14 protein-coding genes and 2 pseudogenes are annotated in these 14,044 nt (G+C 55.3%); 5 read left to right on the top strand and 11 right to left on the bottom strand.

Annotated elements, in window-relative coordinates; all coding sequences use genetic code 11:
• Positions 1–128: 128 nt before the first annotated feature.
• A complete protein-coding gene (locus tag EIEH_RS15760; RefSeq protein WP_015871613.1) occupies positions 129–1,178 on the top strand; it encodes an ADP-ribosylglycohydrolase family protein in 1,050 nt (349 codons plus the stop codon).
• A gap of 51 nt (positions 1,179–1,229) precedes the next feature.
• Here the strand turns inward: EIEH_RS15760 and EIEH_RS15755 are convergent, their stop codons facing one another.
• The 7 genes from EIEH_RS15755 to rluE form a co-directional block, all read right to left on the bottom strand.
• Positions 1,230–1,988 (bottom strand): GntR family transcriptional regulator, encoded by a 759-nt coding sequence (locus tag EIEH_RS15755; protein WP_015871612.1) that lies wholly within the window; start codon positions 1,986–1,988, stop codon positions 1,230–1,232.
• A gap of 176 nt (positions 1,989–2,164) precedes the next feature.
• The gene (gene purB / locus EIEH_RS15750; protein WP_015871611.1) at positions 2,165–3,535 is read right to left on the bottom strand and encodes an adenylosuccinate lyase; all 1,371 of its coding nucleotides are present in this window, start codon (positions 3,533–3,535) and stop codon (positions 2,165–2,167) included.
• A 28-nt stretch (positions 3,536–3,563) separates the two neighbouring features.
• On the bottom strand, positions 3,564–4,190 hold the full coding sequence (gene hflD / locus EIEH_RS15745) for a high frequency lysogenization protein HflD (protein WP_015871610.1): 627 nt from the start codon (positions 4,188–4,190) through the stop codon (positions 3,564–3,566).
• 162 nt (positions 4,191–4,352) lie between these two features.
• Positions 4,353–5,408 carry a GGDEF domain-containing protein gene (locus tag EIEH_RS15740; RefSeq protein WP_015871609.1) on the bottom strand — a complete coding sequence of 352 codons (1,056 nt, stop codon included), beginning with the start codon at positions 5,406–5,408 and terminating at the stop codon, positions 4,353–4,355.
• A gap of 159 nt (positions 5,409–5,567) precedes the next feature.
• Positions 5,568–6,671 (bottom strand): tRNA 2-thiouridine(34) synthase MnmA, encoded by a 1,104-nt coding sequence (gene mnmA, locus EIEH_RS15735; RefSeq protein ID WP_015871608.1) that lies wholly within the window; start codon positions 6,669–6,671, stop codon positions 5,568–5,570.
• A gap of 84 nt (positions 6,672–6,755) precedes the next feature.
• Positions 6,756–7,202 carry an NUDIX domain-containing protein gene (locus tag EIEH_RS15730; protein ID WP_015871607.1) on the bottom strand — a complete coding sequence of 149 codons (447 nt, stop codon included), beginning with the start codon at positions 7,200–7,202 and terminating at the stop codon, positions 6,756–6,758.
• A gap of 37 nt (positions 7,203–7,239) precedes the next feature.
• A complete protein-coding gene (gene rluE, locus EIEH_RS15725; RefSeq protein WP_035610234.1) occupies positions 7,240–7,881 on the bottom strand; it encodes a 23S rRNA pseudouridine(2457) synthase RluE in 642 nt (213 codons plus the stop codon).
• A gap of 231 nt (positions 7,882–8,112) precedes the next feature.
• On the opposite strand from rluE, the gene icd reads away from it, so the two are divergent.
• The gene (gene icd / locus EIEH_RS15720) at positions 8,113–9,366 is read left to right on the top strand and encodes an NADP-dependent isocitrate dehydrogenase (protein ID WP_015871605.1); all 1,254 of its coding nucleotides are present in this window, start codon (positions 8,113–8,115) and stop codon (positions 9,364–9,366) included.
• 167 nt (positions 9,367–9,533) lie between these two features.
• Here icd and EIEH_RS15715 read toward each other — a convergent pair whose 3' ends face one another.
• From EIEH_RS15715 to EIEH_RS15710, 3 genes and pseudogenes are all read right to left on the bottom strand, one after another.
• Positions 9,534–10,667 carry a site-specific integrase gene (locus EIEH_RS15715; protein WP_015871604.1) on the bottom strand — a complete coding sequence of 378 codons (1,134 nt, stop codon included), beginning with the start codon at positions 10,665–10,667 and terminating at the stop codon, positions 9,534–9,536.
• Positions 10,606–10,893 carry an excisionase gene (locus EIEH_RS18140; RefSeq protein ID WP_071525755.1) on the bottom strand — a complete coding sequence of 96 codons (288 nt, stop codon included), beginning with the start codon at positions 10,891–10,893 and terminating at the stop codon, positions 10,606–10,608. The genes EIEH_RS15715 and EIEH_RS18140 overlap by 62 nt, the downstream gene beginning before the upstream one ends.
• A gap of 2 nt (positions 10,894–10,895) precedes the next feature.
• Positions 10,896–11,141: pseudogene (locus tag EIEH_RS15710) on the bottom strand (chromosome partitioning protein ParB); the annotation flags it as partial.
• A gap of 252 nt (positions 11,142–11,393) precedes the next feature.
• Here EIEH_RS15710 and EIEH_RS15705 point away from each other — a divergent pair.
• Positions 11,394–11,864, top strand: a complete 471-nt coding sequence (locus EIEH_RS15705) for a hypothetical protein (protein WP_035610231.1) — start codon at positions 11,394–11,396, stop codon at positions 11,862–11,864.
• 29 nt (positions 11,865–11,893) lie between these two features.
• On the opposite strand, the gene EIEH_RS15700 is transcribed toward EIEH_RS15705, so the two are convergent.
• A complete protein-coding gene (locus EIEH_RS15700) occupies positions 11,894–12,247 on the bottom strand; it encodes a hypothetical protein (RefSeq protein ID WP_035610228.1) in 354 nt (117 codons plus the stop codon).
• 340 nt (positions 12,248–12,587) lie between these two features.
• On the opposite strand from EIEH_RS15700, the gene EIEH_RS19155 reads away from it, so the two are divergent.
• Together EIEH_RS19155 and EIEH_RS18135 are read left to right on the top strand one after the other, a co-directional pair.
• Entirely contained in the window at positions 12,588–13,454 is an 867-nt protein-coding gene (locus EIEH_RS19155; RefSeq protein ID WP_015871602.1) for a hypothetical protein, read from the top strand.
• Positions 13,455–13,677: 223 nt separating this feature from the next.
• Positions 13,678–13,869: pseudogene (locus EIEH_RS18135) on the top strand (helix-turn-helix domain-containing protein); the annotation flags it as partial.
• Between the last annotated feature and the right edge of the window lie 175 nt (positions 13,870–14,044).

The raw sequence follows: 14,044 nt of genomic DNA, 5'->3' as shown, positions 1-14,044 counted from the left end.
TATGCTGAAATAGTGTGATCGGGGGCGGAGGTTTACGGGGGAGCGCTGTCGTAGGCTGTCTGTTATGGTATCATTAAGGTACTATATAGCGTTACGGCAGCGTCGCCGCCGGACAGAGAGAGGAAGGTATGACATTATCTGCCGCACAGGCAACTGCACAACAAACCGCGGGCGAAGCGGAGATCGAACAGCGCATTCTCGGTACGCTGTACGGGCAGATGCTGGGCGATGCGTTGGGGATGCCGTCGGAGCTGTGGCCGCGCGAGCGCGTGCGCCGTCACTTTGGCTGGATAGACCGCTTTCTGGACGGGCCGCCGGAGAACTGCGCCGCCTGCTATTTCAGCGCCGGGCAGTATACCGATGATACCGCGATGGCGCTGGCATTGGCCGATGCGCTGCTGGAGGCGGAGGGAGAGGTCGTCCCTGAGCTGATCGCGCGCAATATCATGATCTGGGCGCAGGGGTTCGGCGCCTTTGAGCGCAATATTCTTGGTCCCAGCTCCCGCCGAGCGCTGAGTGCGCAGCAGGAGGGGGTGGCCATCGCCGATCTGGAGAACAACGGTGTGACCAACGGCGCCGCCATGCGGGTCTCCCCGCTGGGCTGCCTGCTGCCGTCGGCGCCGTTGCCGGACTTTGTCGAGCAGGTATGGCAGGCCTCCAGCCCGACCCATAAGTCGGACATCGCGGTTGCCGGCGCCACCGTGATCGCCTGGGCGGTCTCCCGCGCCATCGAGGGGGCAGACTGGGCAACCATCCGCCTGGCACTGCCGGGCGTTGCCGATTATGCCCAGCGCTATCGCCCATCGACCTTCAGCCCCTCTCTGGCGGCACGGATCGAGCTGGCGCTGTCGCTGACGGCGGCGGGCTACGAGCAGGGCAGCGAGCGGGTGTATCAGTTGATCGGCGCCGGGGTTGACACCGTTGAGTCGGTGCCGGCGGCAATCGCCATGGTTGACCTTGCCGATGGTTGCCCCAATCGCTGTGCCGAGCTGTGTGCCAACCTGGGGGGGGATACCGACACCATCGGGGCGATGGCGACGGCGATCTGTGGGGCGTTGTCCGGGGTTCAGGGGATCCGCGCCGACTGGTTGGCGACGTTGCGCCAGGTGAATCCGCTCGATATGAGCCACTACAGTACCGGGCTGATGCGTCTGCGCCAGCGGCGCTGCGCAGGGTGAGTTGCGCTGTCGTCACCCAGATCGGGGCGTCGTGATGGATGGCCCCGCCATTTACTCCTCGGCCGTGTATTCGTACATATCTCCGCGGCAGTAGTTAATGCTGTACTCCAGGGGGCGTTGGGTGCGATCGCTGAGCACCTGACGGATCACCAGCATGGCGGTCGGTGCGCCGATCTCCAGCTTCTGCTGCAGCGAGGGGTCGGCCAGACAGGCGCCGATTTGGCTGGAGAGGCGCCCAAACTGGATCTGGCGGGCACGCAGGTAGTCATACAGTGATTCGCCGATCGCCTGACAGTCATCGATAGCCTCGCGTATCACGTAGGAGATGGCGACGGAGAGCGCCTGGCCGTCCACGGTGCGGATGCGCTCCAGACGGTAGACCGGGGTATCGATCGCAATGCCCAGCTTGTCGGCGATGGTTGCCGAGGCGGGCACCAGCTCACGTGACAGCCAGCGGGTGCCGGGCTGGCGCCCTTGCATGGCGACCTCACCGGAGAAGCCTTTGATGTTGGCCAGCGAGTAGGCCAGCGAGGACATTGGCACCTGCTTGATCTGGGTGCCAAAGCCGCGTCCGCGGTCAATAATGTCATCCTGCTCGAGGCAGGCCAGCGCCTTGCGTACCGTAATGCGTGAGATTTTCAGGGCATCGGTAAAGGCGCGCTCGCTGGGCAGAAAATCACCCGGCTGCAGCATGCCCTGGGCGATAGCCTGGCGGATGGATTCGTTAAAGCGCAGATAGATCGGCATGGAGCCGCTTTGCGCGAGATCGTCACGCAGCTTTTGTAACAGTGGGATCGGGTCGGCACTCATAGCGTTCAGGGTCCGGAGATGGTCTCAATGATAAGCAATGTTGTAGGAGCTCAGTGTAGTCGCAGACGGGACGTGGCAGAAGTAAAAAGTCAGCGCAGTGTGACCGCAGGCGTGTGGAGGAGTACGGAGAGGCCACCCGCGTAGACGGGTGGCGTAATTTCGTGCAGTTCAGCGTGCTACTTTAATTTATCGACCAGCACGGCCGCCGCGCCGGTATACGCGGCCGGGGTCATCGCCTTCAGGCGCGCTTTCTCCTCTTCCGGCAGCGCCAGGCCGTCGATGAAGCGCTGCATCCCGGCAGCATCGACCCGTTTGCCACGGGTCAGCTCCTTGAGCTTTTCGTAGGGTTTTTCGATACCGTAGCGGCGCATCACCGTCTGCACCGGCTCGGCCAGCAGCTCCCAGTTGTGATCCAGCTCGTCCAGCAGATGATCCTGGTTGACCTCCAGCTTGCTCAGTCCCTTGAGAGTCGAGGCATAGGCGATCAGGGCGTAGCCGAGGCCGACCCCCAGGTTGCGCAGGACGGTGGAGTCGGTCAGATCGCGCTGCCAGCGCGATACCGGCAGCTTGGATGCCAGGTGTCCCAGCAGGGCGTTGGAGAGGCCCAGGTTGCCTTCGGAGTTTTCGAAGTCGATCGGGTTGACCTTGTGTGGCATGGTCGATGAGCCGATTTCGCCAGCGATGGTTCTCTGCTTGAAGTGGTTGAGCGCAATATAGCCCCATACGTCACGGTCGAAATCGAGCAGAATGGTGTTAAAGCGGGCGACGCAGTCAAACAACTCGGCGATATAGTCGTGCGGTTCGATCTGGGTGGTGTAGGGGTTCCACTGGATCCCCAGCGAGGTGACAAAGCTTTCGCTGAAGGCGTGCCAGTCGATCTGTGGGTAGGCGGCCAGATGGGCGTTATAGTTTCCGACGGCGCCGTTGATTTTGCCCAGGATCTCAACCTGCGTCAGCTGACGGAACTGGCGCTCCAGACGGTAGGCGACGTTGGCAAACTCCTTGCCGACGGTCGAGGGGGTGGCCGGCTGGCCGTGGGTACGCGCCATCAGTGGAATATCGCGGTAGCGCTGCGCCAGATCGCGCAGGGTATCGATCAGCTGGCGCCAGACCGGCTTAAGCACCTCTTCGCGCGCGCTGTTCAGCATCAGGGCATGGGAGAGGTTGTTGATATCCTCGGAGGTGCAGGCGAAGTGGATAAACTCAGAGACCGCGTGCAGCGCAGGCTGGTCAGCCACTTTTTCTTTCAGGAAATACTCGACCGCCTTCACGTCGTGATTGGTGGTACGCTCAATGGTTTTGATACGGCGGGCATCTTCTTCGCTGAACTGGTCGGCGATCCGGTCAAGGAAAGCGTTTGCGTCCGCATCAAAAGCGGGAACTTCGCCGATTTCTGCACAAGCGGCCAGTTTTTGCAGCCAACGTACTTCTACCTGGACGCGAAACTTCAGCAGACCGAACTCACTAAAGATCGGCCGCAGGGCACTGACTTTCTCGCCGTAGCGGCCGTCGATTGGGGATACGGCGGTCAGGGAGGATAATTCCATCGGTAGCAACTCCTGGGATTGGGAAAGGTTAACTGTGGGTCAATAAATTCTGCGCCATCTGAAATAGGCGATTACGGGAGAACATCAGCTGCAGCCGGCTGCCGCCGACCTGTTGCCACAGGATCCCGGCGCGGATCCCTGCCAGCAGCGCGGCGCGCACCCGCGCCTGTACCAGGGCATTTTGCAGTACGGCGGGAGAGCCGGTGACCTGAATCCGCGGCCCCAGCGGGCTGATCACATCCACATAGATGGCGGCCAGCGCGCTGACGATGGTGTCGGACTCCAGATCGAAGTGTGCCAGCTGGCGATCGAGCTCACCGATACGCTCTGAGAGGGTACGCAGGGCCTGCGGGTGGCCGAACAGCTTACGCTCCAGCAGCATCAGGCTGAGGCAGTAGCGGGTCAGCTCTGCGCCCGGCCCCTGGCGGTTAGCGTTCAGGACGTTGAGCAGGGTCTCCAGACCCGGCTTCAGCACGCGCTCATGGTCGCCGAAGACGGCCAGGGTATTCGGCGGATCGGTTTGAAGAATACTGCTCAGCGAGGTACGCAGCGCAACATTGTCGCATTGCCCGTCATGGGCCAGCTGCTGAACCAGACGCGCTGACTGACAGATACCGGCCAGCGCCAGAGTGATGTCATAGTAATTCTTCGCCACGTGGACTCCTGTTTGCGGGCAGCGAAACACCGGCGCCGCGGCATCGGTGTCAGATTCTGACCCACGATCATGCCATAAACGTGACGTTAAACCTAGCGGCACGGGCGATTGGCGCAGGTAACTGGCGCACATCTGCGCAAACGATGGCGCCTGCGCCGTGCGTCAGGCGCACTCAACACGGTTTTTACCGCGGCGCTTGGCGCGGTACAGGGCGCCGTCGGCCCGTGCGATGGCCTGTTGCAGGCTGTCGCGACCGTCGAAATAGCTGAGGCCGAAGGAGGCGCTCGCCCGGATTTGCTGGTCATGGCAAAGGTAGAGGGGCGTAGCGCAGATGGCCTGGCGGATTTGCTCGCAGCGCGCGTTGGCCCGCTCGAGTGTCTTCCCGGGAAACAGGATGACAAACTCCTCTCCGCCGAAACGGGCCATGTAGTCCCGGGGCTGCAGGGTCTGTGAGGCGATGGCGGCGATGGCGGTCAAAACCCGGTCGCCGCACAGATGGCCGTAGCGATCGTTGATTTGCTTAAAGTTATCGATATCGATCATGGCGATGCAGCAGGCGCTGCGGCTGTGTTCCAGACGCAGGATCTGCTGCTGGAGCCCTTGGCGGTTATTGGTCTGGGTCAGCTGGTCGCGCAGGGCCGACTCGCTCAGGGTGAAATAGGCGCTGATGCTGCGCTGCTTGAGGGCCAGGGTCTGGTAACAGACCAGCAGGCAGAAATAGGAGATGGTTTGATGCAGCAGCACGTCCAGCAGATAGATACGCCGGGTCACGTAGGGGATAACGATCAGCAGGCGGAACAGCGTCACCAGCGAAATGCACAGGATAAAGGTACGCAGGGTATTGCGCCGCCACACACGCGCCAGCAGCACCGGTGCCAGCATCATACCGATAAACAGGTTGTCGAGGACAAAGCCGCCGGTGGTGATGAAGTTGAGCAGCCAGGCAGTCAGGCCGGCGCACCAGCCGCCGAAGAAGGTGACCAGCAACATGGGGACGATTTCGAAGGTGTAGTGGATCTGTGCGGTAAAGTAGATTTTGCTGCCGGTCAGATACCAGGAGAGCAGGCCGGCAACCATCCCCCACAGAATACGGCCGGAGAGCGGCGATGCGGGCCCCAGGGCCCCCTGTTTACTCAGTGCGAAATAGCTGACGGAGAGCGTGGCGTAGGTAACGCAGGCGTTGATATACAGAACGTCGAGGGATTGCAGCGGGCTCATCAGGACTACGGGCGCAAAATCAATATTTTTTTCCAGTTTAGCACAGGGAGGCTGGCGGCCGAAAAGCGCGGGCGGAATCGTCGCCGGGGGAATGTAAAGTCAGCCGGACAGCGGGAGAGACCCGCGCACCGATGGGGCGCGCGGGAAGCGCTGGCGCGGTCAGTCGACCAGACGGGTTTCGATGATCCCACCGCCCAGGCAGACCTCATCCTGGTAGAATACTGCGGACTGCCCCGGCGTGACGGCGGCGACGGGCTGGTCGAAGCGTACCTCAATGCGCTCATCGGCGAGCGGGGTGACCAGACAGGGAATGTCGGCCTGACGGTAGCGGGTTTTTACCGTGCAGCGCAGCGGCGCGCCGAGGGGGAGACGATCGACCCAGTGCAGCTGCTGGGCGATCAGGCCGTTGGAGAACAGGCGCGGGTGGTCGTGGCCCTGCGCGACCACCAGAACGTTGTTGTCCAGATCCTTGTCCACCACGTACCACGGCTCTTCGCTGCCCTCTTTGGTGCCGCCGATGCCGAGCCCCTTACGCTGTCCCAGGGTATGGTACATCAGCCCCTGATGCTCGCCGATCGTCTCACCGTCCACGGTGACGATCTTGCCCGGCTGCGCCGGCAGATAGCGGCCAAGAAACTCGCGGAACTTCCGTTCGCCGATAAAGCAGATGCCGGTAGAGTCCTTTTTCTTGGCGGTGGCCAGATCCAGCTGGGCGGCGATGCGCCGCACCTCGGGCTTCTCCAGCTCGCCTACCGGGAACAGGCTTTGTGCCACCTGCTGGTGGCTGAGGGTGTACAGGAAGTAGCTCTGATCCTTGTTGGCATCGACGCCGCGCAGCAGCTGAGTGGTGCCGTTGATGTCACGGCGGCGCACATAGTGGCCGGTGGCAATGTAGTCAGCACCCAGATCTTCGGCGGCGAACTCCAGAAACGCCTTAAACTTGATCTCCTTGTTGCACAGAATATCCGGATTGGGCGTGCGCCCGGCGCGGTACTCCTGCAGGAACAGTTCAAAGACATTGTCCCAGTATTCGGCGGCGAAGTTGACGGTATGCAGCTCGATGCCCAGCCTATCGCAGACGGCCTGGGCATCGGCTAAATCGGTAGCCGCTGAACAGTATTCGTCGCTATCGTCCTCTTCCCAGTTCTTCATGAACAGGCCAGCAACCTGATATCCCTGTTGTTGTAATAGGTAGGCGGATACGGAGGAATCGACGCCGCCGGACATTCCGACGATCACTTTTTTCTGGCTGTTATCTGACATGAGACTCTCGCAGTCTGAGTGGAACATAAACGAAGCTGCATTTTATCACGTTGCCCACACGCGCGCACCGCCTCTCCGCTCGGCTCAGGGCTGGGTGGGGTAGGTGCACAGCAGGGTCAGCGGATAGCGCTCTCCCCGCAGGTAACAGCGCAGGCTTTCCGCCACCAGGGGGGAGCGCAGCTGCGTGGAGCGGAGGATTTGCGCCGCCTCCAGCCATAGGCTGCGGTCGATGTCACCGTCGTGGGGCGCCGCGTCAACCCGCTGCGGCAGGTCGATGGAGAAGGTAAAGCGCAGAAACGGCGTGGCGTCCGGCGCCACCCACTGAAAGATCTGCAGCAGATGCTGCGGATCGGCGCGGATACCGCTCTCTTCCCAGAGCTCGCGGGACGCCGCCTGCAGCAGGGTTTCCCCGGCCTCTAGGTGGCCGGCGGGCTGATTCCAGCGCGGCTGGCCGTTAATGGTCTCTTCCACGATTAAAAAATGTCCTTCAGCCTGAACTACGCAGGCTACGGTCACATGGGGTTTGAGCACGGTGACGTCTCCGTTGCGGCGCTGAGGCAAGAGGAGCTCAGGGCCAGTCGATCCGGCGCCATTCTCCCGGTGCCAGATCCTGCAGGGTTAGAGAGTCCATACTATAGCGGATCAGGCGCAGTGTAGGGTAACCGATATGGGCCGTCATGCGGCGGACCTGGCGGTTGCGCCCTTCATACAGAGTGATTTTAAGCCAGCTGGTCGGGATGTTTTTACGCTCACGGATCGGTGGGTTGCGCGGCCATAGCCAATCCGGCTGCGCGACGCGCTCGGCCAGGGCGGGCAGGGTTGGGCCATCCTTCAGCGTCAGCCCCTGGCAAAAGCGCTGCAGATCCGCCTCGCTAGGTTCACCCTCGACCTGCACATAGTAGACTTTGCCGGTGCGCTTGCCGGGTTGGGTCAGCTGCGCCTGCAGTCGACCATCGTTGGTCAGCACCAGCAGCCCCTCGCTGTCGCGATCCAGCCGCCCCGCGGCGTAAACCCCCTGCAGCGGGATATAGTCTTTCAGGGTGGCGCGCCCCTGCTCATCGGTAAACTGCGGCAGGACGTCGAAGGGCTTATTCAAAATCACCACCTGACGCGGCGCCGCGGGGCGTTTGGCTATACTGGGACGGCGGGAGGATGACGCCGGGCGCCGAGCGCGGGAAATGGGGGCTGTTTTTGACATTTCTGTGGCCATATAGGATGTTAACAAGAGACTGTCCGCGCAGGATTGTGCGGCGGAGCACGGATTATACCTAAAAATAGATTCCGATTGGCGTCTGTCTTCAATTTCAGTAATATTGACATAGGTTTTACAGCGATTTAACAATGAAACAAAGTAAATCAAGGTGTAATTTTTATTAAATCAATCGGTTGGCGTCTGTTATTGCAGGCGTGGCCCGAGAGAGCTACGCGGAGGGATAGGTTAATGGAAAGTAAAGTCGTTATTCCGGTCAACGGGCAGAAGATGAGCGCTGATGCACAGGGAAAGCTGAGCGTCCCGGCGACGCCGATTATTCCCTTTATCGAGGGCGATGGTATCGGGGTGGATGTGACACCGGCGATGATCAAGGTGGTGGATGCCGCCGTCGCTAAGGCGTACCGCGGTGAGCGTCGGATCGCCTGGATGGAGATCTACACCGGAGAGAAGGCGACCCAGGTCTATGGTCCTGATGTCTGGCTGCCCGATGAGACGCTGGATCTGATCCGTGAATACCGCGTAGCGATTAAGGGCCCCCTGACGACGCCCGTCGGCGGCGGGATCCGCTCTCTCAACGTGGCGCTGCGCCAGCGGCTGGATCTGTATATCTGCCTGCGTCCGGTGCGCTATTACCAAGGGACGCCCAGCCCGGTCAAACAGCCGGAGCTGACGGACATGGTGATCTTCCGCGAAAACGCCGAGGATATTTACGCCGGCATCGAGTGGAAAGCCGACAGCCCCGAGGCCAAAAAAGTCATCGATTTCCTGCGCGAAGAGATGGGCGTCAACAAGATCCGCTTCCCTGAGCACTGCGGCATCGGGGTGAAGCCGTGCTCCGAGCAGGGAACCCAACGCTTGGTGCGTGCGGCGATCGAGTACGCTATCGCTAACGATCGCGACTCGGTGACTCTGGTGCACAAGGGCAATATCATGAAGTTTACCGAGGGGGCCTTTAAGGACTGGGGATACCAGCTGGCGCGCGAGGAGTTTGGCGGCGAGCCTATTGACGGCGGCCCGTGGCTGGCGGTGAAGAATCCGCGCAGCGGAAAAACCATCGTGATCAAGGATGTGATCGCCGATGCCTTCCTGCAGCAGATCCTGCTGCGTCCGGCGGAGTATGACGTGATCGCCTGTATGAACCTGAACGGCGACTATATCTCCGATGCGTTGGCGGCACAGGTCGGCGGCATCGGTATCGCACCGGGCGCCAACATTGGCGACGCGTGTGCGCTGTTTGAGGCGACCCACGGCACTGCGCCGAAGTACGCCGGCCAGGATAAGGTGAACCCCGGTTCGATTATCTTGTCTGCCGAAATGATGCTGCGTCACATGGGCTGGACGGAAGCGGCGGACCTGATTGTTAAAGGTATGGAAGGGGCGATCGCCAATAAGACAGTGACCTATGACTTCGAACGTCTGATGGATGGCGCTAAGTTGCTGAAATGCTCTGAGTTTGGCGACGCGGTCATCGACAATATGTGATTTTTTCTGTTAACATATAGCCAACATAAATTGTTAATTTTATGTTGGCTTTTTGATCTGCACATCTTTCCCCAAAACTTCCCCAAAACTCTTCCCCAAAACTGTACAAAAAATAATCAACTTTCGGGTGCTCATATCAATGCAAGCGAGAATGAGAGAGCTTGCTGCTAAACGGCAATAACCATCCATTCTTTCCCTCGGTCATCGTTATATTTATCCGTCATTTTCTGTGACTTATGTCCCAGCAGTTTTTGTGTCTCCAGTCCCTGCTCCCGGTAGAGTCGTTCAGACAGAGAGCGTTGTTCATGGAAAGTGGGCGCGGTTCCCTCCGGCCAGGTTATACCGCTGCGGTTCCTGGCTTTTTTAAAGGTGGTTGTGATGGCATTAGGTGAAACCCTATCCCCCCGCGTTGCTTGTGATGTGGTGTGCCGAAAATGCACCAGATACTGGCTCAGTACCGCATCTCTACATTGAGTCACGACGTCCCTCAGTGAAATATTGAGCGCCACGCAGGTAAGAGCCAGTGGGATAGCCAGACGTGCCCCTGTTTTCTCTTGGGTGACGTGCAACATGTCGTCCCAAATATCAGAAAACTTCATATTAGAAATGTCACCGATCCGCTGGCCAGTCACCAAAGCCAACAACATGGCACACTGGAGGTAGGGGGGATGTCGTTCAGCCGCAGAATAAATGGTTTTCCACTCATCAAGCGATAAGCGCTGGCGCATCACTCTGTTCCGGGGTTGTTTTGTTGCCTGTGCCGGGTTATAGCCTGGCGGTACGTGCCCCGCGTGTTGCGCCTCTTTAAAAACGTCAATGATAGCCATCCTGACGACCTGAGCCATACGGCTATGTCCCTGTGCTTTCACGGCATCAATGATTTCTGCTACTTCCAACGCAGTAACATCTTTCAGATAAAGCATCCCAGAACATTGGCGCAATAATTCGACAGGCTTCTTCTTTTGCTTAACGGAGTTGATTTTTATTTCGCCTGATTCAAGCCGTTCTTGCTGGATTTCAAGGTAACGATCTAGCCATGTTGTGACGGTGATAAACTCTCTGGACTCACGCATACGGGCGATTTTTTCGTTAACGCTGAGGATCTGCCGGGTACGCTGCTCTGCGATAATGTCGTTTGCCTCACTGGCGACCTGTTTGGCTTCCTCTGTATTGGTACCCAGGCTGTGAAAATTACCCGTTACGGGGTGCTTGTATTGCCAATATACGCGTCCGGTACGCTTATCTAACTTTGAGTACAGATTGGGGATGGTTATTTTGTGGGTTCGTGGTCTGGCAGCCATCTGCAATAATCCTCTTCAACGCGGGGTTTGCTGTCGGTGCGATTTTGGGTTCAGCTAAAATGCCGATAAATCGGGCGTCACGATCAATCATCCACTTTCTGCCAACTTTTCTGGCCGGTGGCGCCATCATGTGACCTTTGGCATATTTCGTTAATGTGTGAAGGCTTGGAGCTAAACTGCCAAATTCATCTTCAGCCCATTCCTTTAAACTCACCATTCTGGCCATGTTCATGCTCCGCTGTATTCGTTGATAATCCGCATTACTTCCTCTCCGATACCTTCCCGTAGGACCAGCGTCCGTCCATCCTCGTCTATTTCGGCATCGCTGAGCAGCTCAACCAGCCGGCGGGCGCGTGTCGCGCTAAACTGGCCGCCAGTGATGCTGCGGGTGACTTTCTTTTTCCCCTGGGCTTTCGCCCGCTTCAGATCCTCCTGCAGTACATCCCCGGCGCTCTCCCCTTTAATTCTTAATACCTTCATCTCACACTCCCTTTATTTCTTCATTGCTCGCTGCGTATAAGCGGGGGTAGTATTTTATTTAAGCCGGATTCTTACCCGTGTCCGGCGCACGAACTCCATCACCATATGGAGGTTCTCCATTAACTCCACCCAATGGAGGGTAAAATGCGTATTAATCAATTTGGTGGTACAGAACGTCCAAGACCTGATGGGCAAGTAACGTACAGGCCGACGCCTGCGCCAAAGCCGAAAAAATAGAGGTGCCAAATGACCCGGGATGAATTGCTTTTTAGTATTCGATATTCATTTTATATAGAAACAATGCATGCGATCTTATACGCCAGATTGGATCGCATACTGACGTTTATTCAAATTACGCTCGGGTCAGCAATATTTGCCACCTATGGTAGCGCTCCTCTTTTTGGTGCCGTTATTGCCGCAATATCTATCGCCAGTTTTGTATGGCAACCGGGTAAAACGGCTATGCTACATGAGATTCAAGCGAAACAAATGAAGGCGCTGATAACGATGTCGGATAGCGTCTCAGACGCTGATCTCCATGCTGCTTACGTTAAAGCGGAAGAGGGCGATAACCCAACGCTTGGGATGTTACGAGACCCTGCTTATAAAAGGGTGCTTATCTCTCTTGGCCGTTCATCAGAGTCTGCGGCTATTAAGCTGAATATGTCAGAGAAGGTCGCGGCCTGGTTTTCAGGTGACCTTCCAAAAGATGAATAATTTACCAATTCATTATTGGTGTTAATAAATTATTCTGAGGTAAAGCCACAAATAGGACATATGACCGGGATTTTTATCAAGTCCCATCCTGGAGGCAAGGGGACTCCTATATTGTCGATACTTACCTCCGATCGTGAGGCGTTTACCCATGGCTGCGATTCGACGATGTCAGCATTGCTAATCCAGCGACGAAACATGGCGCAATCCTTCAATATCCATTCGCATTGCGCCAGAGAGAGCATTTTTTCAGACGAGGTACCTGGTATTGGATTCCTGTTTAATTCGACTCTATGCTTAACGGCATGCTCCAGTCGGTCAATTTTATCCAGGAGGCGCTGCGCCATCCTACTCATTCCTTTTACTTCGGCTGAGTTCTGTTTCACGTTATTCTCCTATCATTAACATTGCACTTGTGTGCTACATATCCAGCTATGCATTCTTTCTTTCTTTCTTCTCTCCTGCGATGTACCTTGAACCCGCTGAAAGCAGCGCTGCAGCGTGATTATCAATGCGTTTACTATTTATCTCAGATTAGGTGACTTGTTTTGTTTTCTGGGATGAAAATAACATCATTTATTAATGGAAATTATTTTTTTTGATGGCTTCTAAGTATTCGTTGATAGTCCGTTTAGTACTCTATAGGTAACTTGTTATATCAATTTCTATCCATTATAAAGCCAGAGTATTTACTACCATTAGCAACTAACTAAAACAAGGATACTTATGAAAAGATATGCAATAGATCACTTCATTCCCAGTCAAGGTAAAAATTTTAATAGGGATGTGACTGTAAATAGTATAGATCCTACTAGGATGACTATTTTTTTAGGTGGTGCTTCGGTTAATAAAGAAGAGGAAAGAACCCCATCTATTATTTGGGATGTTAAAAGGAGTGAGTCTAGCATTTTGTTTTGGGCAAAAATATATCAGGGTGACACAATTAAAGCTGTGCAGGTTTTATTAACAGAAAGCAATGATGGTTTACTGGTCAAAGTAATTGATGCGAAGCATGCTAAAGCTTCAATAGATGAGTTACAAACATATGACTTTAATAATTTTGGCACAAAATCTAATGTCGCATATTCAGAGACTGATAACGGATATGGTATATCATTTATATCCGCTGTATCAGGTAGAAATATGTTTCTAATTAGAACAAATAGTGTTATTAGCACTGGAAAAAGAAGCTTATATGAAAACAATGGAACTGTTAGTGTTCTTAATCTAGACCCAACTAAATTAAGAATCAATATAGGTGGTTTCTTAACAGGTAAACCTGATCTAGTAACCCATTTATGGGGTTTTGAGAGGCCGGTAAAAGGAAAGCAATTAGAAATATTATCTTTTTGGGCAGAGTTTTTTGACAAAGAAAAAACAAAGGCAGTGAAAATAGAAATAACAGCAGAAGATGGAAACATTTATGCAAGGGTAGTAAATGCAAAAAACCAACATGGAAACGTATTAGGCGTTTTTGATTTTAATAAAGGTGGTAATGAGGTTGGGTTTCCATCTCCAACGCGCAGCATCTCAGAAGAATATGGGATTTATTCTATAAGTGGTTTATATTGCACTGAGAGTGTTGCTGCATGATATATGTTTATAGCACAAACAAATCAATATTGAATTGTTTGGTTCGATAAAAATGATTTATGTGTCAGACTAATTTTTATCGTAGCTCAAATGGTGGGGCATCTCGGCGTTGAGAACGGCCTCAACGCCGATTTTTTGTAACTTATTAATTTCTATTTGTAGAGCTTTAACCATTGTCTCATGTGTGTGATTCATAGACATCGTTTCACTATAATACCTCACTATGAACAGAGAAATTCAGCAGAGACTGCAGTGGGTAAAACTCTATGAAACGTCTGGTGATGCGGGATTCGTATGCCGTCGCTGTGGCATTTCTCGGCCCACATTGCGTAAATGGTGGCGCAGATATCTGGCTCAGGGCATTGCTGGTTTGGAAAGCCATAGCCGTCGCCCTAAACGCTCACCATCAACAAAAACTGGTACTGGCGAAGTTGCACTTCCTGCTGCGGTCTGTGACTCACTGCCATGACGCCCGTAATGACAGTACAGACTGCAGGTGGGTATGATTATTTCCATTTAGAATCATAGTGTTGCTCATTATATGCTATTCTGAATAGTTGATTGCATGGCGTAATTATACTGACAGTCGA

The sequence above is a fragment of the Edwardsiella ictaluri ATCC 33202 genome (assembly GCF_000264785.1).
Classification (GTDB): Bacteria; Pseudomonadota; Gammaproteobacteria; order Enterobacterales; family Enterobacteriaceae; genus Edwardsiella; species Edwardsiella ictaluri.
This window is presented reverse-complemented; position numbering and strand designations above follow the sequence as displayed.